The organism is Bacteroidia bacterium, assembly GCA_027493955.1.
Taxonomy (GTDB): domain Bacteria; phylum Bacteroidota; class Ignavibacteria; order SZUA-365; family SZUA-365; genus JAOSJT01.
The window spans coordinates 1578372-1600652 of record JAOSJT010000001.1 but is presented as its reverse complement, the minus strand read 5'-3'; the positions used below and the strand labels follow the sequence as shown (position 1 = coordinate 1600652).

12 protein-coding genes and 1 pseudogene are annotated in these 22281 nt (G+C 55.1%); 8 read left to right on the top strand and 5 right to left on the bottom strand.

What is annotated here, in order from left to right:
* Positions 1-331 precede the first annotated feature (331 nt).
* The gene (locus M5R41_06320; GenBank protein MCZ7556001.1) at positions 332-2383 is read left to right on the top strand and encodes a hypothetical protein; all 2052 of its coding nucleotides are present in this window, start codon (positions 332-334) and stop codon (positions 2381-2383) included.
* Between the two features lie 25 nt (positions 2384-2408).
* On the opposite strand, the gene M5R41_06315 is transcribed toward M5R41_06320, so the two are convergent.
* Positions 2409-2696, bottom strand: a complete 288-nt coding sequence (locus M5R41_06315) for a hypothetical protein (protein ID MCZ7556000.1) — start codon at positions 2694-2696, stop codon at positions 2409-2411.
* An 827-nt stretch (positions 2697-3523) separates the two neighbouring features.
* Between M5R41_06315 and M5R41_06310 the strand changes: the two genes are divergently transcribed.
* Complete coding sequence (locus M5R41_06310; protein ID MCZ7555999.1) at positions 3524-3832, top strand: hypothetical protein; 309 nt, start codon at positions 3524-3526, stop codon at positions 3830-3832.
* A gap of 1521 nt (positions 3833-5353) precedes the next feature.
* Here the strand turns inward: M5R41_06310 and M5R41_06305 are convergent.
* The gene (locus tag M5R41_06305) at positions 5354-6322 is read right to left on the bottom strand and encodes a leucine-rich repeat domain-containing protein (protein MCZ7555998.1); all 969 of its coding nucleotides are present in this window, start codon (positions 6320-6322) and stop codon (positions 5354-5356) included.
* Between the two features lie 395 nt (positions 6323-6717).
* Between M5R41_06305 and M5R41_06300 the strand changes: the two genes are divergently transcribed.
* The gene (locus tag M5R41_06300; GenBank protein ID MCZ7555997.1) at positions 6718-7731 is read left to right on the top strand and encodes a Fic family protein; all 1014 of its coding nucleotides are present in this window, start codon (positions 6718-6720) and stop codon (positions 7729-7731) included.
* A 508-nt stretch (positions 7732-8239) separates the two neighbouring features.
* Positions 8240-8452: pseudogene (locus M5R41_06295) on the top strand (ATP-binding protein).
* A gap of 139 nt (positions 8453-8591) precedes the next feature.
* Here M5R41_06295 and M5R41_06290 read toward each other — a convergent pair.
* Entirely contained in the window at positions 8592-9461 is an 870-nt protein-coding gene (locus M5R41_06290; GenBank protein MCZ7555996.1) for a hypothetical protein, read from the bottom strand.
* 490 nt (positions 9462-9951) lie between these two features.
* Here M5R41_06290 and M5R41_06285 point away from each other — a divergent pair, with 490 nt between their 5' ends.
* Positions 9952-11121 carry a Fic family protein gene (locus M5R41_06285; GenBank protein ID MCZ7555995.1) on the top strand — a complete coding sequence of 390 codons (1170 nt, stop codon included), beginning with the start codon at positions 9952-9954 and terminating at the stop codon, positions 11119-11121.
* A gap of 362 nt (positions 11122-11483) precedes the next feature.
* Here M5R41_06285 and M5R41_06280 read toward each other — a convergent pair whose 3' ends face one another.
* Positions 11484-13352: a YCF48-related protein gene (locus M5R41_06280; GenBank protein ID MCZ7555994.1), complete on the bottom strand. Its 1869-nt coding sequence runs from the start codon at positions 13350-13352 to the stop codon at positions 11484-11486.
* 843 nt (positions 13353-14195) lie between these two features.
* Between M5R41_06280 and M5R41_06275 the strand changes: the two genes are divergently transcribed.
* From M5R41_06275 to katG, 3 genes are all read left to right on the top strand, one after another.
* Positions 14196-17117 carry a choice-of-anchor D domain-containing protein gene (locus tag M5R41_06275; GenBank protein ID MCZ7555993.1) on the top strand — a complete coding sequence of 974 codons (2922 nt, stop codon included), beginning with the start codon at positions 14196-14198 and terminating at the stop codon, positions 17115-17117.
* Positions 17118-17322: 205 nt separating this feature from the next.
* Positions 17323-17718 (top strand): transcriptional repressor, encoded by a 396-nt coding sequence (locus M5R41_06270; GenBank protein ID MCZ7555992.1) that lies wholly within the window; start codon positions 17323-17325, stop codon positions 17716-17718.
* A gap of 140 nt (positions 17719-17858) precedes the next feature.
* Positions 17859-20042, top strand: a complete 2184-nt coding sequence (gene katG / locus M5R41_06265) for a catalase/peroxidase HPI (protein ID MCZ7555991.1) — start codon at positions 17859-17861, stop codon at positions 20040-20042.
* Between the two features lie 611 nt (positions 20043-20653).
* Here the strand turns inward: katG and M5R41_06260 are convergent.
* The gene (locus tag M5R41_06260; GenBank protein MCZ7555990.1) at positions 20654-22279 is read right to left on the bottom strand and encodes a hypothetical protein; all 1626 of its coding nucleotides are present in this window, start codon (positions 22277-22279) and stop codon (positions 20654-20656) included.
* Between the last annotated feature and the right edge of the window lie 2 nt (positions 22280-22281).

Genomic DNA, 22281 nt, shown 5'->3' with positions numbered 1-22281 from the left:
ATCTGGATTGTCATTGAAAAGTACCGAATCTGCATGGATTGGGCAACCTGCCCAGAATATTTTCTCCGCTCCGACAAACGTAGCAAGCGACGTTACCAAACATGCTTTCAGTTCTTCCGCTCCGTCGTATCTTAGCTACATGGTCTGCCACCGAAATACCGCAGAACTCCGATTCATCCAGAAGCTTCCCCGGCTTTACGCTCGTCCGACTCTTTCGGCACCCGCACTTCGGGAAGACAATCAGGTCTGTGCTTGCGGAAGCCGGAGCCATGCGGACGGTGCGATGACAACAGAGCCGGACAACACCATCAACTGAGACAGGTCGATTGTAATGGCGATTGAGACTGAACACTACCAGATCCCTGCCGATCTTGACATTGACATGCTCCTCCACGACCATCCACCTTCGTCGATCCGGAACTTCGACCGGGAGAAGCTTATCTCGATACTCGGCATTCTATCCGACAGATTACTAATTGAGGATGACCTTGAGGACAGCAAGGGTTTCGTTCCTCTAAACGTCGAGGTGCTCCAGAGTCTCTCCATCCACAATCCAACGCAGTACCTCCAATATCTCGTGGACAACGATGTCGTGGTCAGGGGCCGTCCCCCTGTCCGAAGAGTGCGGTCTACAGAGTACATGTACCATCATCGCTTCGCCAACTCACCGTTCAAGAAGGTCGAAGCAATCCGACGGCGACAGTCGTCTTCGATCCAGAAATATTCACGGATGAACGGCGTGGAGAGACATCCGTTTCTGTGGCGTTCGATTCGAGGGGTCACAATCGACGAAGGGGCCGCTACTCGCTGGCTGGAGCTTTCTTACTTGACACATCCTGACTATGCTACAAGCACCTATCTTCAGTCGTTACATCATCAGGACATGCAATCGATTGGGTATCTCAGGGATGAGATCGGCATTTTCCTCGTCGGCGAGTACGGGTGCCGCCTCAACACGCCAATTACTAATATGCGGAAGGGGCTTCGGGGATTCCTGAGATATGAAGGGATTCACTTCGAGGAAATCGATCTTTCGAACAGCCAACTTTCGCTATTTCTCGCCATCTCGAACACTGACTTCATCAGAGGAAATTCAGAGTTTTCATTTCGGAAACTTGCTCCAAGCATCTACGCACAATTTGTGAATGTCGACGCTTTGAAGAGTGTGCTATCAGCGGCAAAGCGTTTTCGGAAATCCGGGGAGCTGGAATCGTTTCAATCGAAGGTGCAGGGCGGTACCCTTTATCAGTTTCTTGTTGACGAACTTCGGGAAAGGAAAAGGGTCTACACGATAGAGGAACTCAAGAAAAAGGTCTTTAAGGCCTTGTACTCAAGTACCACGACAACTTCAATCGTCAAATCCTTGTTTGAAGAATCGTATCCATCATTGATGCAACTGCTTGATTCCTACAAACAGTTTGACCACGCCCACCTTTCCCACATCCTCCAACGGGCAGAGGCCTTCATCGTTCTCGACAAAACTGTTGGCCAAATTGCAGAAGCATTTCCAGATGCGGTATTGCTCACCGTGCACGACGCACTTCTGACCACTCCCGACCGAGTAGCGGATGTTGACCGAATCCTGAAATCTGTCTTCGAGCAGTATGTCGGGTTCCCTCCAACAACGAAGCAACATTCAACAAAGGAGATATCGGAAGCCCCTCTCGTGATCAAAGTGAAGGACATGGACTCAGTTTCGAGGCGACGCTCGAAGCTTTACGGTGGTGTCAGAATACTGCTCCTGCACAACAACGTCGTCTTTCAGCCCATCTGTCTGCCTGATGGCGAAGTCTTTGTGCCCGTTTATTATCACGGCGTTGAAACAGGCAAGCGATTCTTGCGGGTAATCTGCTCCGAGTCGCTTCCTCGTCGGAGGGCATGCAAGGTCTGTGCGGATCTGCGTAAGACCTTTGGGCGTGGATATCGGGTGAGCGAGATCACAGGTATGAAATATATGAAGACGTACCTGCTCCCGGCGATTACAAAAATCGGGCATCGCCAAACATCCTGCTACGTCCCGTTTTCTGCCAACGCCTTCGATGCACTGCTCATCACGGCTCAGTCAGAAGATGTTTTTGATCCGGTGAATCACACCGTGATCGAGTACAAGACCCGGATCAAGCAAACTCCAGTCATCCAGATCTCAACCCAGCCGTATGATCAGGCGGGATATGGGTCGGATGAACTGATTAAAGCTCTGGAAGTCAAGTTACATGCAATACAAACCATCGCATCGATCAGTGAGATTCCGGATACAAAGGCATATCGACACGATCTCGATGCGGTTCAACTCGAAGTTGCAAAACGAAAGGTGATGGACTCTCTCGAACGGTTTCGTCGCCGAGGATCGCAGACATCGCATCTGAAACGTGAGAATAGCTGAACATTCTTATCTCAACTGGCCTCTCTCACAGAGCGGCTGAATTCAAGGGAGAGTCTGCCCAATCGACGGATACGTTGTAGAAAGGTATGCACCGATGTGCTGGATGATTGATATTCCACATGTAGAGGATTGCATCTCTTTCGAATCCCTTTTGTGCGTCTGTCAACCCGGATAAATCCACGAACACATGTGATGAATCCGCTGATACACGTTCAGGAGCCATCTCGTGAAGAATCATCGGTAAGCACAGATCGACTTCCTTGTCTGAGGAGAAATCAAGATCGATATTATCGGGGTGAATCCACATCTTCATTGTTGTACCTCGTTTGTTGTTTCTGCTGGAAGGACACCAAAGCCCATTTCAAGTACATATACTCCGGCAGACTGAAATGGTTGTTGCCTCAAAGTACGATGTGCACTCATTGCTGTTCGGTCATGTATTGATGACAATATTACGTACACGCAAAAAGCCGAGTAGTTCGTTTTCCAAGTTCAACTTATGGCTCAACCCTGTTCTTTGAACAACTCACATTCCAATGGGTAAAAAGCAGGAATCATGTACCATCAGAGTCTACGGTTGCGGGTATCTTGGAGAAGCAAGATTGAGCCGTTATGGAAGTGCGAAACAGTGTGCTACCCATTCAGGATGTCGTTCGCTCCGGCAAGCAGATCCATGCACATATTATACGTCCGCTCGATCAATTGATAGGCCCGTTCGACCTGACGCAGAAGAACCTTCTCCTCAGTTCCAGATCCAAGCCGATGGATGCTCAAGGAAAGTGAGTCCATGATTGATCGGGCTTGTCGGTAAAATGAATCGATGTGATCCCGGTATCTCTGCCTACGGCTTGCATCCGCTCCAAGATCCAAGTAATCTCGTCTCACAGTTGCGAGTATCTCCTCCGCTCCGCTCAGGAGAGATCGCAGAGTGTCTTTGATATCCCTGACCACATCTTCTTTCTGAATTGTCTCTCTCAACAGTTGTTTGATGAGCCGCTGTCGCAGTTCCTGCTCCTGTGATATTGAAGGGTGTCGCATCGCATTCTCCAACTTTGTTTCCAATAACTATCCTCCGACCGACTCGATCATTCATCGGGATCATAGTTATCGAAAGGAATCTGGAATCAAAGAGGAAACACTATGACCAACGACAGCACAGCATTCTTCATCAACACAAACATCCCATCAGAGATTCTCGCCGACTTCGCCGAGGCTGTGGAATCCATTGATGACCTCGCATTGGTGATCGACGTAGAGAATCGTGATTCAGATCAGACGAGCGATCTTTCGGATGTCTTAATCCGGGGAACGAAGTATCTGCGTTTCCTTCATGACAGGATCACCTCCGACGATCTCGTCGATGTTGCCCCCATGCCACTCGACGAAGCCCAGCGGCGATCTCGGATCTCGAAGCTTCTCCGGACTGTTGATCAGGGAGCACTGGCATGAAGAGACCCATGCCTCGCCACGACTACGATATGTCCGGTGACGTATACGAGACCACGTTGCAAGTTTTGGCCTTCAACGTCATGCGACTCGTGGAATATGATCGACATCAGACAGGGACTCCAACGTCTCCGATTGCTCCAAGGGGTCTTGAGGACTTTATTAACAGGGCCATCATGTATCTCGCCGCATACCACCGTCTGCGGAAGGAGGAGAAACACCACACTGCATGAGGAAGATGTTGGACGGCCCTACTCAGCGATGGGAGTTCTTCCTTGCTGGTCGTAGTCGCATCCGGGCCGTGTGGCATCGTTCGATCCATTGATTCCGCATGAAGTTCTTCTCAGTCTCGAAGACATGTGATCCGGATCGCAACGGAGATTGGGACATCAAGAGATCGTCACCGGGAACACTTCTCTTCGACATCAGCATTGAGATCTCTGGGAAGTCAATCTCATCATCTGCTTCCTGAAAGAATTCTTTCTGGCTCCAAGGACACCAGTCATGATCTCCTGCAACAGAGTAGATCGCTTCCATGCTGTATGATGATGTCTGAAGGAACCACAGCTTGGAACCAAGGATCTGATTTCAATGATACAGGAACTATGCACCTCAAAGGAATGAAACACCCCCATGGTAGACAAACAGAGTCCCCAGAGGGATCACAGCTTGGAACCAGTGATCTGATTCCAATGACACAGGAACTATGCACCTCAAAGGAATGAAACACCCCTATGGTAGACAAACAGCTTTCCCGGAGAGATCACAGCTTGGAACGAAGCATCTGATTCCAATGACACAGGAACAACTGCACTTCAAAAGGGAGGAACACCCCTATGTCAGACAAACAGCTTCCCCGGAGAGACCCTTCACTTGGGGGAAGAATGGTGGAAAGCTTCTCGCCTGTGACGAAGAAAGGCCGCAGATGCCCGGATCAGGCACCTACGGCGGTCTGGGAGCGGAGATCTGCGGTGCCGGAGGGGGAATCAGGCCCCCTGCTCCTGATCGGTCTTGTAGGAGGCAAGAAGCGGTTGGAACAAGTCGAGCAAATCCTTCGTCGCACGTGTTGGTTGGGTAAAAAAGTTCGATAACTTGATAGTTCGGTGTACCAGCAGGGACAAGGATGTGAAGGATGAACCAGTCAGTCTCGACTCAGACTTGTCGTCAGAGGAGGGGTTGGAAGCGAAGCATGAAGTCCTTGGTTTCGGAAGTTGGGATGAGGAAAAAGGTTCGATATCTGTCCCACGCTGTCCACACCACTACTGAAACAGCCCGGGATCGCCGATTCCGGGCTGTTTTCGTTAGTTCTCATCCACTCGAATCGACTGAATCAACTTGAATCGACTGCATGTTGGATGTTTTTTGGATGTTTTTCGGCGAACTAGCGGACTATAACCGCGCATCTCTCACCAGAAAGCCCCGGATTTCCGGGGCCTTGTGTGTATATCAAATCTTTCTAGACTCCGAGACGTTTCCAGTGGGCAGAGCGTCCTGCATGGAGCCATGAATAAATCGAAAACCAATTCAGAACGTGATGATTGTTCTTGGCAGGAGTTGTTTTATCCTCTTCTTCTCCGCATCGGAAAACTGATTGCCTCGGAGCGAAAGCGTTTCCAGGGTTGGATCGAGCAGGCTCACTTCATCCGGCAAGGTGTTGAGCCTGTTGCTGTCGAGTTGAAGCGTTTGCAGTCGATTCAACCGACCAACAAGAGGTGAGATCTCGGACAGTTCATTACCGGACAGGTTCAATTCTACAAGGGTTGTTAATCCCCACAACTCAACAGGGAGAGTATCGATCCTGTTATCAAAAAGCCGCAAATGCTCGAGGCGCGTCAACTCCTGAATTTCGGTTGGCAGCGTTCGAATACTCGTACGGGATATCTGGAGGGTCTTCAGCGTCTGCAGATTCCCGATCCGGGCGGGGAGTGCCTCAGCGGGAGACACGCTCAGATTGAGGTAGGTAAGATTGGGAATGTTGAATACAGCAACCGGGAACTGTTCCTTTGTGAATCCCTCAAGACCAAGTGCGTCCAGGGATAGAAGTTTTGTGATTCTTGGTGATACGGTATCAATACTTTTGGAATTAATTGTAAGGGTTGACAGCCTCTTGAAATCACCTATGCAATCACCTATCACGGATATTCGCGAGAATAAGAAACCGAGATGCTCCAAGCTTTCTGATTGAGAAAGGACGCAGGGAAGCGAATCTCCGCCCCCATAGGTAAAACGAATCGATTTCAGCTTGGGTAGTGCGGCCATTTCAGTAGGGAAATCCGAATAGAATATGTAGGCATCGAATTTTTCAAGATTTCGGAACAATCCAATTCTGGAATCTATACCTTCCGCCTCCAAGGAAAGGTGAACTACCTTGTCCGGGTTTTTCAATGCTTCATAGTAGTCATTGCACCAAGTACAGCCCTCGAGAGGGGGCTCTGTGCTGTCACAGCCGCCAACAATCCCCAAAAGCAGCATTACGGAGATTCGTGAGAACACCTGTCCTATCTTGCTATGCCTTTTTGGAAATCGCATTATTCGCACCTCGGTCATATGATAAGCTAAATGATGGTTTCCTTAGTGTCAATCCCATGTTTCAGGACATTGACCTAATCAATTTCCGCAGATTTTCCTTCCTCATTTTCCTCATCGTTTCGATCTTTATCACCTTGCGTTCCGCAATGATTTCTCTTGCGCGCCCCTCGTTGAAGTACTCGACGTCAGACAACACGATTTTCTTCTTGTCCTTGTCGAATGCAAAGACGCGACTTTGCAAGTGAATCGTCCCCGCGGCATTTGAAATCCCGCATGTATGGCATATTTTCCTTCTAAAACACGGCTACAATCGAGATCCAGCTTTGAGTTTCCAGCCCCGGTTCACCATCACCAACCGCATGACCCAGGCGATTACCCGCATCGAGCGGGCGCGGGGCTTTCTGGAAGCGGCACAGCTGTCTGCCGACTGGGTGCGAGAAGTTGGCGAGCAGGCTTTGATGCTGGAGGCGCATCACACCACCCATATCGAAGGAACTCAGCTGACACTGGATCAAGCTGCACGTCTCTGGAAAGGCGAAGCAGTGCTGGAGGCCGATCCGGACGATGCGCGGGAATTGCTCAACTACCGCACTGCCTTCGAGTTTGTCTCCGAGTGTCTGCAGAGCGGCGATCCGATCACCGAGGGGATGATCCGCGAGATCCACCGCAAACTGGTTGAAGGCGTGCGTGGCGGCAGCGCGGCGCCGGGGGAATATCGTCACGTCCAGAACTACGTTGTCAACTCCAGCACGCACGACGTCATCTACACACCACCTACAACGATGGAGGTGCCGGTGATGATGTCCGAACTGGTGAAGTGGTTAAACTTCGATCTGGACGTCCATCCTGTGCTGGTGAGTGGTATCGCCCAGTTCCAGCTTGTGCACATCCACCCGTTCCTGGATGGCAACGGCCGCGCCTCGCGTCTCCTCTCCACCCTCTGCCTTTACAAAGCCGGGTACGACTTCAAGCGGTTGTTCACTATCAGCGAATACTATGACCGCGACCGATCGACCTTCTATCGGTCGATCCAGAGCGTGCGCGAAAACGGGATGGACATGACCAGCTGGCTCGAGTATTTTGTGACCGGCCTTGAGACCCAGATGGCCGAAGTGCGTGACCGAAGCGAGCAGATCATCCGTCGCGACATCCTCGTTAAACAGCACGGCCTGAACGAGCGTCAGTCGAAAGCGCTGGGCCACATCCTGCAGCACGGGAAACTGAGTATCCAGGAATTCGAATCGCTGTGCCCGACCGTCAACCGCCGCAGCCTGCAGCGGGACTTGAAAGGGATGCTGGATAAGCACCTGATTACTGAAATCGGAGCGGGAGCGACGGACCCCACCCGGCATTACAGGTTGGAAAGGCTATGACAAGCTGTGACACCGAGCTATGACAAGCTGTGACACCGAGCTATGACAAGCTGTGACACCGAGCTATGACAAGCTGTGACACCGAGCTATGACAAGCTGTGACGAGTTCTCTGGCATCTGCCGAAATGACTTGTAAGACGACGAGCGACACAACTTGTGACAAGCTCGCAACACAACTTGTGACAAGCGTCACGGAGTTTGGAAGGATGTCTCGTCCATCCGTTGCGATAGGCCCCATCTCCACACCCTACCCGATCAGGCCCGTCCTAACCAGACGGGCTTTGATTTTAAAGGACTTACAGGGATGGTCGTGCTACGTCGGACGCTCAAAACCGCTGTCGACTTGCGAGATTCTTGCGACGGTGGTCTAGGGGTAAAGAAAAAAGGATCAGCGATGCTGACCCATTTCCTCGTTTAGCAACCCATCGAGCTTGCGTACCTGGTGATGCAGGTCGTCCGGTCGGTGATGCGCGTAAATGATCGAACTGTACCCGACTAGCTCCTTGATATCCTCCTGACCAGTAACCTCTCGTTCTCGAAGTGGGAGACCATCTGCAGTGATACTATGTCGACAGCCGCTGCCATATTCCGGCTCGTCCATGAGAGCATCATCATGGAGCACAACGTGCAGAGCTACCGGCTTGAACAGACGCGAAATGTTGCGGAGGTAGCGAACGCTGAGAAGGACAGAAAACGAAAACCAATAAAAACCAAAAGATAACCAATGATGACACGGTCTGAAATCACACTCCCTGTCGTCATGATGGCCATGTCACACGGCGGAAAAAACAGTCGCGATGTAATTGGGTTATCAGTGAGCTCTGATCGTTTTCGCCAAACGTCACACACCCGCCATCTCCTCACAACCTGACGCCGACGCCCCCCGTAAAGAAGACGCCGTCGATCTGGTGATTGTCAGAGCTCAAGACCGGATAGCGCGGAGTGAGCTGGAGGAAAAGGCGGGACTGGATGTACGCACGGAGGAAGAGGCCAACCTCGGCACGAAGGAAGAGGCCTGCGCCGCCGTTGGAGCCGCTGGCGCTGCCTTCGAACAGCGGTCCGCTTGTGAGCCACTCGTTCAGCGCAAACTCAAGCACAGGGGCATACCGCAAGGTCACACCCTCCTGATGGATCCACAGGGAAATGTCATGCGTGTAGCCGGTGACGTCGCCGCCCTGCGCCATGTGATTCTCGGCAATAAAGCCCCAGACTGGGTCGTAGAAGCGGCCCCCGTTGTACTCTGGCCACCGGTACTGATATCGCGTGGCGCCCAGCACCCAGCGCATGCGGAGCTTCTGCCTGTACACATCGGCTATCGCCGCGACAACCAGGGTCTGGTGCTCTATGGAGACCGCGCCGCGAAAGTCGTAACGCAGAAGGGGTCCCACCGCCAGGTCGTCGGTGACGAGGAAGGCGGCGTGTCCGTAATAGGACGTCGTTTCATCACCTACCCGGCGGTGCAGTCTGTCTTCGCCGACGCGCAGGCCCGCGACGAACTCTGTCCTTGGCACAGTCGCGCGCGCGGCCTCCAGAACATAGCGTCCGTGAAGAGGAATGCCGCTCAGGCTGTATTGCGCGGTCACGCCTGCGAACCACTCCTCTCCGGCGGCATAACGGCCGTCCGCCTCCACGCTCATACGGTAGCTGTCGGGCTGTGCATGGAGCACTGTTCCAGGGAGGACAAACAGTGCAATGGAGAGAAACGCGATGCGCACTTTCAGTTCTGGCATGGTCGTCCCAATTGATGATGGTAATATACACGTGCGCTCTGTCAGTGCAATGCGCATTCCGTGGCGCTTCGAGGTTGCGTATATCACAGGCGACAATCGGATGCGAGATTTGGTCCGAAGGTGAGATAAGGAGCCGCCATCACCGTGCTTCCCTTCGGTCAATTATGATGTTCATCGCGATATGACAGATGCGGGTTTCCTGAGAATGATGCCGGCGGGTAAGAGAATCGCACTTCCCGTCTCCGGAGAGCACGCATTCCGGCGAACGGCCCGAACCCCTTCGATACAAAGGGCTTTCCGGCAACCGAAAACTCGGAACCGTGGATGTACATTATCACGCTTTAGCAAATGCGTCGCAGCTCATTTGAGGAATTCGCAGTGGTCGTTCACAAATCAACTTGATTTTTCCTTCTTGCTTGTATATTTTAGGATGATGACTTAACCTAAAATAAAATCGAACCTTATTTTACCTTCGAGGAAGACAGGCGGGATGAAGCGAAAACTCCAAGGCAAATACGTGACCATATCGACGGTGGGTGAGAAGGCCCGGGCCTTTGTCCCCTCTCCGCTGCCACCGCTGCCGCCTATCGACTGGACCCCGGAACTGCGCAACAAGTTTGATCAGGCACTGTTGGCGCTCGGGCGGCTTGACAGCGTATCCACCCTGCTGCCGGATACCTCGCTGTTCCTCTACATGTATGTCCGCAAGGAGGCGGTGCTCTCCTCGATGATCGAGGGAACCCAGTCCTCGCTTTCGGACCTGCTGCTGTTCGAGCTTGATCAGGCACCCGGCGTGCCGCTGGATGACGTGCGCGAGGTCAGTAACTATGCCGCCGCCCTCGAACATGGCCTGCGCCTGTTGGAGGAAGGGCTACCGCTGTCGCTGCGGCTGTTCCGCGAGATCCACGGCGTGCTGTTGCACAACGGCCGGGGAGGCAATCAGATCCCGGGCGAGTTTCGACGCAGCCAGAACTGGATCGGCGGCACCCGGCCGGGTAACGCGGCCTTCGTTCCGCCTCCGGCTCAAGAGGTACCGGAGTGCATGAGCAAGCTGGAGCTCTTCCTCCATGACCAGCCGGAGCCGACCCCTGTGCTGCTCAAGGCGGCTCTGGCCCATGTGCAGTTTGAAACCATCCACCCGTTTCTGGACGGTAACGGCCGTTTGGGCCGTCTGCTGATCACGCTGCTGTTATGCGAGCAGAAGGTGCTGCGAGAGCCGATGCTCTACCTCAGCCTCTACTTCAAGACGCACCGCCAGTATTACTACGAGCTGCTCAACACCGTGCGTATGACCGGTGACTGGGAAGCCTGGCTCGACTTCTTCGCCGAGGGGGTCATAGTCACCGCCACCCAGGCGGTGGAAACGACGCAGCAACTCCTCGACCTTTCGAAGCAGGACCGTGAAAAGATCAGTGGCCTGGGACGGGCGGCGGCATCCACCCTGCAAGTCCACATTGCGTTGATGGAGCATCCCATCGCGACCTCGGGCTCGTTGGTGGAAAAGACCGGCTTCACCCCGGCTACGGTCAACAAGGCGCTCGGCCACCTGGAGCAGCTCGGCATCGTCAGGGAGCTGACCGCCCGGAAACGCAATCGCCTTTTCAGCTATGCGGGCTATATCGAGATCATGAATCGCGGCACGGAATTGCCGGGTATGTAGGTCGATTCGATCCCCGTTTTCCGGAATCGAATCGGATTCGTCGGGAGATGGTTCTTGGTATTCGCTCGCGTTGCAAACCCGGCATCCTCGTCCGGAGCCTGGACGTCTGGGGGAGAAAAAGTTGCTTCCTCGGAGTGAAGTTGAGGTGCGAAACGGCTTCCTTTGCGAAGCCCTTGGTTTTCCAAGTGTTATGGGACAGTTCAAGGTTGGAGCTTGAGCCGGGGTCGAGAGCTGTTTGTTCCACAAACAATCGAAGCAGCCCGGAATGATCATCCTTGGGCTGCTTTCGTTGATCACTCCGACGTGATTGGACTGAATCCACCAGAGTCCATTGGAGCTTGGATGCTGTGGTATCGCGACGTTTACCGGAGGAGCACCATTGTTCTTGTGTTTCTCCTGCTTCCGTCGGTCAAACTGTACAGGTACACGCCCGAAGGCAGTCCTGCCGCATCGAAAATCACCTGATGGATTCCAGCTTCCCGGAAGTCGCCATCAATCAACCTTCGGATCTCCCGGCCGAAGAGATCGGTTACGATGAGCGTGACTCGCTGTGCTTGCGGGAGAGTGAATTCAATAGTTGTGGAAGGATTGAAGGGATTGGGGTAGTTCTGCGCGAGAACGATATCCCTTGGCGCACGGGGTTGTTCTCCGATCCAGGTCACACCCCCCGAGGTGGTGCGAAGTATGACACCATTATTCCCGACGATGGTACCGGTGAGACTATCCGTGAAGGTCACAGCATGCAAGTCTTCAACGGAAGGACAGGTCTGCATCTCCCACGAGTATCCGCGGTCGGTGGTTCTGAGCACTGTTCCGTCCGCACCCACTGCGATAGCGGAGTGGGTTGAGGTGACCTCGATATCGTTGAGCTGTCTGTCTGTCCCGCTTTGTCGTTCCATCCAGTTCGATCCGCCGTCGGTGGTTTGCAGGATGACGCCGCGGCTGCCGACGATGATTCCCGTTTCGCTGTCGAGAAACGCGACCTGCCGAAGCCACTCTGTCGAAGAACCCGCCATCCGTCGCCACGAGACGCCGCCATCGCTGGTCTGGAGTATGGTACCTCCGGAACCCACCGCGGTTGCGCGGGAGGTGTCTGCCAGCATCACTCCCGATAGCCACGCAGTGCTGGCGCTCATCGTTTTCGTCCAGGTGGAACCTCCGTCCGATGTCTGCAGAATCAGACCGTCCTGCCCAACGGCCATGCCGATGTTCGCATCGATGAAGGAAATTCTCTGGATCGATGTTCCGCTGCTCGAATATCGTGGCTCCCAATCCGTACCACCGTTCACAGTGCGGAGGATCACGCCGTCACCGCTGACCGCGAATCCGGTGTCGCTCCCTGTGGATACGATATCGTTGATACCCGCTGTGCTTCCACTGATTTCATGTTTCCATGTATTCCCCCCGTCCCAGGTCTGCATGATTGTTCCGCCCGCTCCGCCGGTGAATCCGACAGCGTCACTCGAAAAGCTGACGCAAAGCAGATCGTTCCTGGTCCAGGTCTGCTTCTCATCACACACCACCCAGGTTGATCCTGCATCGGTGGTGCGAAGTATGCCTCCTCCAACAAGGACAAATCCGCGATTCCTATCGATGAAAGCTGCCTCAATTGTTTCCATGCGTACGGGTAGGTACGTTTTCATCCAGTTGTAGCCACCATCAACTGAAGTGACGATCGCATTGTCGAAGCCGGTCAACGTGATTGTACCGTCATCAGTCACATTCATATTTCGGGTGGATCCGGAACCGGTGTGCGCTCCTTGACGCCACGTCACGCCCGCGTCCGTCGTACGGAAGAAGACTCCCCGTGCGCCTGCGATATAGCCGTTGCTCGAATCGCGGAAGAACACGGCGATGAGACTCATCGGAGATGGTACCGTTTGCCTCGACCAGGTGCTGCCACCGTCTGTCGTGCGGATGACGGCGGTGTTTCCTCCGACTGCCGTACCGTTCCTCGCATCGCTGAATGAAACGCTGTAGAGGTTATCAACGGTGTTGAACGCTGGTTTCACCCAATTCTCCCCCCCATCTGTCGTCAAACGGATTGTCCCATGCTCACCGACCACAGCCCCGGTGTTGACATCGGTGAAACACACATCATGCAGTGAGGCCGATGTTCCACTCTGTTGTCGTCGCCAGAGCCCTCCTCCGTTGGTTGTTCGCAGAATAATACCCGAATCGCCAACGATAACTCCGATATTCGCGTTGATGAAGCGCACTCTACGCAACATTTCGCTTGTGCCGCTGAATTGAAGCTCCCAGTCGGCACCGCCATTTATTGTACGGAAGATTTGGCTCTTGTACCAGATAACCGTACAAGCGTCCGGACTGGTGCAATCTACAGATGTACCACCCGTACGCTGTTGTATTGGATTCTGCCAAATCCAACCGGGCTGTGAAAGCCCTTGCTGCAAATTCAAAATGAATATCGCAGCGGTTAACCAGATATGCAGACGTTTGATGTTCTGCCCACCACGCCGCGCCGGACTCGAACGGTGTACTGTTGGCATTGCGATAACTCCAAGGTGGCGAGACTCGTTGCACACAAATGTTTCAGATGGTGGCTGAAAAGTATAGAAAAATAGCGGAATGTGCAAAAAGCAATCGGATCTCTGAAGACCACGCCGGGATGGAGTTTCCATCGTGGTCAGGAGCGAAAAAGCCGCCGGAGTCGAGCACGCGCATCCCGCTCCTCGCCGTTTGAAGCAGCTCGTCTGAATGCCGACATCCTTCCGCCCGTCCTCGACGGACTGAATTGTGAAGTGTACTTCCGGCAATAGACGCATCATCACCGGAAGGTGGGTGCCCATGACCGGGATTCGCTCCGCGACTCATGCAGTTGAACTCGGGACGGAGCATCGATTTGCCCGATCCACCCTCGCGGCGTCGTGCATTGCAACCCCCGGACGAGTTTTTTTCTACCGTCTGCCCGAGGGAAATCGAAAATCGGCGGCAACTATGCCCAATTCTCGGAACGAGTGTGTATATTAAAGCTTTAGCACAGTTCGCAGAGGAAATCTCATCCACGTGATCATCCTCATCCATGTCTTTCTCACTGCTAAGGAGCATATCTGATGACAAAACAGATGCTGCCTCTCGTTTTTCTATTTTTCTTCGTGTTTTCCTTTACCACCCATGCGCAATGGGCTTCCAGTCCCGCAGTGAACAATCCGATTGTCCGTGCCGGGAACAACCAAACGGGACACCGTCTCGTCAGTGATGGCCAGGGCGGGGCCATATTCTGCTGGACCGACGAACGGGTCATGGTGGCCTCGTCTGATGTCTATGCCCAGAGAATTGATAAGGATGGGTATGTCCGCTGGACAGTCAATGGTGTCGTGGTCAGTAGTGCCACGAATTCCCAGTCGGGTCCTGACATCGTTTCCGACGGAGCCGGCGGTGCGATCATCGCCTGGACGGATACGAGAAACGGCAATAACGACATCTATATCCAACGCATCGATGCCTCCGGCAATGTGCTCTGGACGCCAGACGGTATAGCAGTCACGACCGACACCAGCAACCAGGCCGATCCCAAGCTGACAACCGACGGCAGGGGCGGTGCGATTGTCGTGTGGAACCAGGGCCACTGGCGGCTTCCCCCGGGCAGTAAGATTTATGCGCAGCGCTACGATGCCAACGGTACGGCACGCTGGAGCACTCCGGTCCTTGTCTCCGGGACGCTCCGCTTCTCCAACGCACCGAGCATCACCAGTGACGGCAAAGGCGGCGCGTACATCGCGTACGCGTACTATCCCAGGCCCGAGTACGACGTGTACGCACAACGCCTCGATTCCAATGGTGTGGTGCAATGGGCTGCCAAGGGCGTCGGCGTCGCAACATCCAGCGGCTCGCAGGATGCACCGCTGCTGGTCGGTGACGGCACAGGAAACGCGTTTCTTGGCTATCTGGACTGGACGTCGACGACGCAAGCCAATCTGCACATTGTGGTGCTCCGGCCGGACGGTACACAAGCCACATCGCTCAGGGCTACGTCAACGAACGGCGGGCAGTTGAATCACAACCTTTCGAATATCGCGCCCGGGAAACTCGCCATTTCCTGGCAGGACGGCCGCACCGCCGGGAAGGTGCGCGCGTATGTGCAGGTTCTCGACACGAACGGCACGAAGATGTGGGCGGCGGACGGTGTCGCCGTATCCAATCGCACCGGCGATCAGGTGGCACCCTCGGTCGTGTCCGATGGCAGCGGTGGCGTGATCGTCGCTTTCGAAGACAAAACCAAAGGCGCTCTCAACACCGACATTTACGCGCAGCGTGTGTCCGATGCCGGTGCACCGCTCTGGACGGCTGCCGGAGTTCCGGTATGCACGGCGAACAACTCGCAACAGTTCGCGCGCATGCTGCCCGACGGTCAGAACGGTGCCATCGTGGCGTGGGAAGACTACCGACCATCGTTCTCCAATGTGGAGATCTACGCTTCGAAAATTCTCGCCGACGGAAGTTTCCCGATAGCGCCACCGCAATTGACGCTGTCCTCGAAAGCACTGGACTTCGGTGATGTCGCCATCAACAGCACCTCATCGAAACAGATCACACTCAGCAATCCCGGCGGTGCCGCGGTAACTATCGCGTCCATATCCTCGAGTGATCCGCAATTCAGCCTGACGCCGGACGACAACACCATTCCTCCCGGCGGCGATGTCACGGCATTCGCGCGTTTCACACCAGCCGGCAAAAATTCGTTCAGCGCAACGATTGTCATCAACAGCAACTCCAGCTCCGGTCCGGACACCATTCGCGTCACGGGACGGGGCACCGGCGCTGCCGCGATACAGGTGGACAAAACGACGATGAGTTTCGGAACCGTGACTATCGGCGCGAGCAAATCCCTGCCGCTGCTCATCACGAATCCGGGAACCGATACGCTCAACGTATCGAGCATCACCACCTCGAATGCGAGCTTCACGGTGAGCATTGCTTCACGCGTGCTCGCGCCCGGCGCATCGTTCACCGACTCGGTGCGTTTCGCTCCTTCGGCTACAGGCCCCATCACGGCCAACCTCACTCTGAACAGCAATGCGGCGGGCTCCCCGACGGTCATATCGTTGACCGGTACGGGTGCGGGCGTGGTGACGCTGACGATGGACAACACGACCATCTCCTTCGGCGACGTTACCGTCGGCGCGAATAAGGATGCCTCTGTTACTATTACAAACACCGGCAACGATACGCTTCGGATTTCGACGTTTACATCGAGTAATCCCCGCTTCACTCTGGAGACACCGCTCTCGGTCATCGCGCCGAGCGCTGCGAAGGCATTCACGCTGCGTTTTGCGCCCAACGCCGCCGGACCGCTCAGCGGCACGTTCACCGTCACGAGCAATGCGGTTTCTTCTCCGCACACGATCACTGTGGACGGTGTCGGCGTGGTAAGCCCCGCGATTTCCTTTTCGCCGACGCAGCTCCTCTTCGACACTGTCAAAGTGGGCAATACCAAGGATCTCACACTTACGATTCTCAATCCCGGCGGGCAGACGCTTTCCGTTTCTTCCATCACCTCCACCAACGCCGATTTCTCGGCGGTGGCGGGACAGTGTGAGGTTGCGGGCGGATCCAGTTTCAATGAGACGATACGTTTTGCCCCGAGTGTGCTGGGCGATCGCAGCGGAGTACTGATTATCGTCAGCAATGCGCCCACCTCGCCGGATACCGTACTTGTGCGGGGTGTGGGCTCCGATGTATCGGATGTGCAGCAACTGAATGCGCGTCCGGGCGAATTCGCGCTCGCGCAGAATTACCCGAATCCTTTCAATCCCTCGACGGCGATACGCTTCAGCATTCCCGCACAGGGTGCGTTGCGTCTGTCGGTGCTCGATCACCTCGGGCGTGAAGTCGCCGTGCTCGCGGAAGGCGTCCATGCTCCGGGTACTTACACATGCAGCTTCGATGCGACGTCGCTGGCCTCGGGTCTGTACATCTACCGTCTCAGCTTCGAAGGCAACACCATCTCACGCAAAATGTTGCTCCTGCGCTGACGGCTCAGCAGCTCACGCACGTTGTCACTCCCGACCGCCCATCATCGTTACCGGTGATGGGCGGTTCGCGTTCGGAGGAAAAGCATGTGCGTCATGACGCAAGGCAGGCAGCAATGAGGTAAAAAATGCATCACCGAAAGAATTTCATCAATTGGACTTATTCTAATACTTGACAACGTCCACGTGCGCATGTATATTACGTGTCATGAATAGCGCAATAGCTGCACTGCAGGATCACGGCATACAACCCACCGCGCAGCGCGTGGCAATCGCGGAAGCGGTGTTGGGCAACAACCATCATCCCACCGCGGACGATATTCTCGTCGAGGCGCAAAAAAGATGCTCCATCGTTTCGCGCGCAACCGTGTACAACACGCTCAATCTCTTCGTGGAGAAGGGGCTGTTGCGCACGCAGGTGCTCAAGGAGGGCATAGTGGTGTTTGATCCCAATCTGCAGAAGCACCATCACTTCATTGATGAAGAAGACGGGACGATCATTGACATTCCCTGGGACTGGCTCACCGTAGAGGGGAGGCAGAAATTGCGGGAATACGACATCCGCGATTATCAGGTGATACTGCGCGGCAGGAAGAAACAGTAGTCCTTTTTTCATAGATTACAGCGTCAACCTCCTCACGAGCTGCTCCGTCTGCTTTCGCGCAGAGGGAAGAACAGCTTACGGCGATCCGAACGACACGTACGTACACAGGTATCATTCATTCATTCAGTATGGAGGACACTATGTCAAGTGAAGGAAAATGTCCCTTCCATGGCGGAAGGACCAATGTCGGCTTGCAGTCCAATACCGACTGGTGGCCGAAACGGCTCAATCTGAAAATTCTCAGCCAGCATTCGGCCAAGGTCAATCCCATGGACGGAGATTTCAATTACGCGGATGAATTCAGGAAGCTGGATTATGCGTCGCTGAAAGCGGATCTCCGATCGCTCATGACGGATTCGAAGGACTGGTGGCCGGCGGATTGGGGGCACTATGGCGGGCTGTTCATCCGCATGACCTGGCACGCTGCGGGTACGTACCGCATTGCGGACGGACGCGGCGGCGGAAGCACGGGCAATCAGCGCTTTGCACCGATCAATAGCTGGCCCGACAACGGCAACCTCGACAAGGCGCGCCGTCTGCTCTGGCCCATCAAGAAAAAATACGGCAAACAGATATCCTGGGCGGACCTTCTGATCCTCGCCGGAAATGTGGCGCTGGAAACCATGGGTTTCAAAACCTTCGGCTTCGGCGGCGGACGAGAGGACATCTGGGAACCTGAGGAGGATATTTATTGGGGCTCCGAAACCGAATGGCTGGGCGACAAGCGTTACACCGGTGATCGCGTGCTGGAAAATCCCCTCGGTGCCGTTCAGATGGGTTTGATTTACGTCAATCCCGAAGGCCCCAACGGTAATCCCGATCCCGTCGCCTCCGGGCGCGACGTGCGCGAGACCTTTGCGCGGATGGCGATGAACGACGAGGAAACCGTCGCCCTCGTGGCGGGTGGACACACCTTCGGCAAGGCCCACGGTGCAGGCGATCCCGCGCTGGTCGGTCCCGAACCTGAAGGTGCGCCCCTCGAGCAAATGGGTCTGGGATGGAAGAACAGCTTCGGCAGCGGCAAGGGCGCGCACACAACGACCAGCGGCATCGAAGGCGCATGGAAGCCCAATCCCACCACATGGGACATGGGCTATTTCGACATGTTGTTCGGCTATGAGTGGGAATTGGTGAAAAGTCCCGCAGGCGCATGGCAGTGGCTGGCCAAGGACGTCAAGGAAGAGCACATGATTCCCGACGCGCACGACCCGTCGAAAAAGCACCGCCCGATGATGACTACAGCGGATCTGTCCCTGCGTTTCGATCCGATCTATGAGCCGATCTCGCGTCGCTTTCATCAGAATCCGGATGCATTCGCCGACGCTTTTGCGCGTGCCTGGTTCAAATTGACGCACCGCGACATGGGCCCGATAGCGCGCTATCTTGGTCCCGAAGTCCCTTCGGAAGTGCTGATCTGGCAGGATCCCGTGCCCGCTGTGGATCATGAACTGGTCAACGATGCGGACGTCGCCACGCTCAAGAAGCAGATTCTCGAGTCCGGCCTCTCCGTCCCGCAACTCGTCAAGACAGCGTGGGCTTCGGCGGCGAGCTATCGCGATTCCGACAAACGCGGCGGAGCCAACGGCGCGCGCATTCGTCTCGCTCCGCAGAAGGACTGGGAAGTGAACGAGCCCGGCACGCTCCAAGCAGTGCTGCAGAAACTCGAGGGCATTCAGCACGCCTTCAACGCAGCGCAGAGCGGCAATAAAAAGATCTCCCTGGCCGATATCATCGTGCTGGGCGGTTGCGCGGCCGTAGAAGAGGCCGCAAAGAAGGCCGGTCATTCGGTGAGCGTGCCCTTCGCGCCGGGCCGCACCGACGCCACGCAGGAACAGACGGATGTTGAATCCTTCGCGGTACTCGAGCCCGCCGGCGACGGCTTCCGCAACTATGTGCGTCCCGGCGTCAACGTCCCCGCCGAAGAATTGCTTCTCGACCGCGCTCAACTCCTGACGCTCACCGCGCCGGAGATGACCGTGTTGGTCGGTGGCATGCGCGCGCTCAACGCCAATGCCGGACAATCCGCGCACGGCGTGTTCACCACGACGCCCGGAACGCTGAGCAACGATTTCTTCGTCAACGTCCTCGACATGGACACCGAGTGGAAGCCGGCTGCCACAGAGGGCTTGTACGAGGGTTTCGACCGTTCGACCGGCGCAGTGAAATGGACAGGCACACGGGCCGACCTGGTGTTCGGTTCCAATTCCGAGTTGCGTGCATTGGCGGAGGTGTATGCCAGCGACGACGCAAAAGAAAAATTCGTGAAGGACTTCGTCGCGGCATGGAACAAAGTGATGAACCTCGACCGCTTCGACCTCGCGTAACACCGCACGCTGGTCCATTTGGTTAATGACATCAGGGCTTACTGATGCCAACACATATCGTCACCCTGAGGAGCAGCCGCGCAACGAAAACAGCTCGAAGCACTGATCGTGTGCGGCTGCGTCTCGAAGGGTGATTCTTTTCGCATCGCACTCGGAGACTCGAGAGGACTTGCCAACCGATTGCTGGACCGAAACCAATCACCCCGCCGCGGCGAGTCTTCACCCTTCGAGCCGGCACTCTGCTGACTTTCGCGCTTCACCCGCCGATTTGCTTGTCGTGCCTCCTGCTCATGACAACTTTGGATCTGGACTTGTAAACACCGAATAAGACGGACGCCGTGCTTCGACTTCGCGCCGGGTTAGCATTGTTTTTCAACCTAAACCCATTCTGCGGCGCTGCGCTCAGCATGACGGTACTTTTTAACATTTTCTCAAATGTCACACTCGATATAAACCGGTGCGGAGCGATGGTTACATGACTCAGGGTGACGATGCTGGCTGTCATCAAGAACCTGGTCCCCATGTCAAACGCAGCGCCGCCGCAGTCGTGGATCGGATACATCCGGTCCCGGCTGCGGCGGTGCGCTTGTATATAATCGCAACGAGTGAGCTCAGCGGAGCATCAGCATGCTCCGCGTAAATTGTTCACCATTCACGAAAAGTGTGTAGGTGTACACTCCCGGCGTAAGTCCGGCACTCTTGAACTGAAAGGGGTATCTCCCTGCCGGAAGCATTCCGTCGTGAAGAATCGCGACCTCTTCTCCGAGGAGATTATACACCGCAAGACGACCCCATGTGGGATAGGGTATCTCCACCCGTATCGATGTGGAAGGAGAAAATGGATTGGGAAAATTTTGCCTCAGCGCGAAATGCTCCGGATTCAGTTCGAAGTCAACATGCGTTGGCTCCTTGACAAGCCTCAACCGAAATCCGGGGCGCGTCTGAGGATCCAGGTACGGCGGCGATGACATGGTCGCGTACTGTGGGCCCTCCATTTGGCCAAAGCTGTTGTCGTAGTCACGCGCGGTCACATACCATACGACTTCCTGTTGCGTGCTTGTTGGGCTCCCCGAGAGCTGATCCATGATCACGGCGAGTTGCCCATGAGTCGTACTAAAGGATGCCGCGAGACCACCGCTGTCGGCGTCGAATACTACGCTGCGCGTCAGAGTAGGAGCATCAACAAAGGTGATGTCGTATTTCACTGCGTCCGAGTATGTTGCGGGATTGAAGCGGGAGACTTGGATGTCGGTGTATGGGTCCTGCGGCAGGGATTTGACCCACGTGAACGTTTGGGTGTCGCTTGCCCTGGACAGGACGAGTATGGTGCGATCCACTGGCTCCCTTAATGCGAACGGATTCGGTGCATGGTCGATAATCTCGAAAGGATCGGACCATCCCTTGATACTCGCATCGCCTTCTTTGTTCGCCATGATGATCTGCCGGACGTCTCCATTTGCGTCGATGCGGCGGACGCTTGACATGAGGAAGTAATTTGTCAGCCCATTGATGTACACCCGGCCAGAAAAAATATTCGAAAGGCCCATTCTGCTGGTATCGAACTCGGCCGGGAACAGTGCGCTAAAGGAGGTCTCGACGTTGCGCCCGGAAATCCAGTTCAGGTAGCGGTCTCTCGGAGCTACGACGATTTCATAGCGCCGTTGCAGAAAAACCTTGTCATCGCCCGATAGTGGCCACCCCAGGTCCACGAAATAGTTATCATCGGGGCCGGGAAGAATGGTGATCGGTGGGGACTGCTGCTCGAGCTGTGCGACGCGCGGCGTAACGCCCAGAATGATATCTCTTCCGGTAGCACTTTGTGTAAAGGCGAGAGCTGCCCGCCCTGTCGTGAATGCGGCTGTGGGAATGGTGTAGAAGAGCAGAACATCTTGTTGCTCCGCTCCCGTCGAATCGAGGACGAGCAGGGTGCCATTCAGCCTCAGCTCCAGCCAACTGAAGCCAAGCGGATCATCGCTCCACGACCGCGTGCTGCTGTCTGTCTCCGCATTCGAGCCCCGCACGGTAAGAACGGCATTCCGTCCGATCGCGTCCCAGTTCCCGATGATGTTGCGTGCCGTGTCGCGTGCAACCAATTCGAATGGCAGCGTCGTGCCGGCTTCTACCGTGAACGTCGTTGCAGGATCGTAATCCAACTCGATTCCGCCAACGATTTGCGCGTTGCTGATTAATGTTGCGATGGGGAGCAGGGCGAAAACATACAGTACCAGGCGCTTCATGA

What these genes read in the sequence shown, in the direction of transcription:
- M5R41_06320 (MCZ7556001.1), top strand. Translation starts at nt 332, where the DNA reads ATGGCGATTGAGACTGAACACTACCAGATCCCTGCCGATCTTGACATT.
- M5R41_06310 (MCZ7555999.1), top strand. Translation starts at nt 3,524, where the DNA reads ATGACCAACGACAGCACAGCATTCTTCATCAACACAAACATCCCATCA.
- katG (MCZ7555991.1), top strand. Translation starts at nt 17,859, where the DNA reads ATGTCAAGTGAAGGAAAATGTCCCTTCCATGGCGGAAGGACCAATGTC.
- M5R41_06285 (MCZ7555995.1), top strand. Translation starts at nt 9,952, where the DNA reads ATGAAGCGAAAACTCCAAGGCAAATACGTGACCATATCGACGGTGGGT.
- M5R41_06290 (MCZ7555996.1), bottom strand. Translation starts at nt 9,461, where the DNA reads ATGCCAGAACTGAAAGTGCGCATCGCGTTTCTCTCCATTGCACTGTTT.
- M5R41_06280 (MCZ7555994.1), bottom strand. Translation starts at nt 13,352, where the DNA reads ATGTTGCGTAGAGTGCGCTTCATCAACGCGAATATCGGAGTTATCGTT.
- M5R41_06300 (MCZ7555997.1), top strand. Translation starts at nt 6,718, where the DNA reads ATGACCCAGGCGATTACCCGCATCGAGCGGGCGCGGGGCTTTCTGGAA.
- M5R41_06270 (MCZ7555992.1), top strand. Translation starts at nt 17,323, where the DNA reads ATGAATAGCGCAATAGCTGCACTGCAGGATCACGGCATACAACCCACC.
- M5R41_06315 (MCZ7556000.1), bottom strand. Translation starts at nt 2,696, where the DNA reads ATGAAGATGTGGATTCACCCCGATAATATCGATCTTGATTTCTCCTCA.
- M5R41_06275 (MCZ7555993.1), top strand. Translation starts at nt 14,196, where the DNA reads ATGACAAAACAGATGCTGCCTCTCGTTTTTCTATTTTTCTTCGTGTTT.
- M5R41_06260 (MCZ7555990.1), bottom strand. Translation starts at nt 22,279, where the DNA reads ATGAAGCGCCTGGTACTGTATGTTTTCGCCCTGCTCCCCATCGCAACA.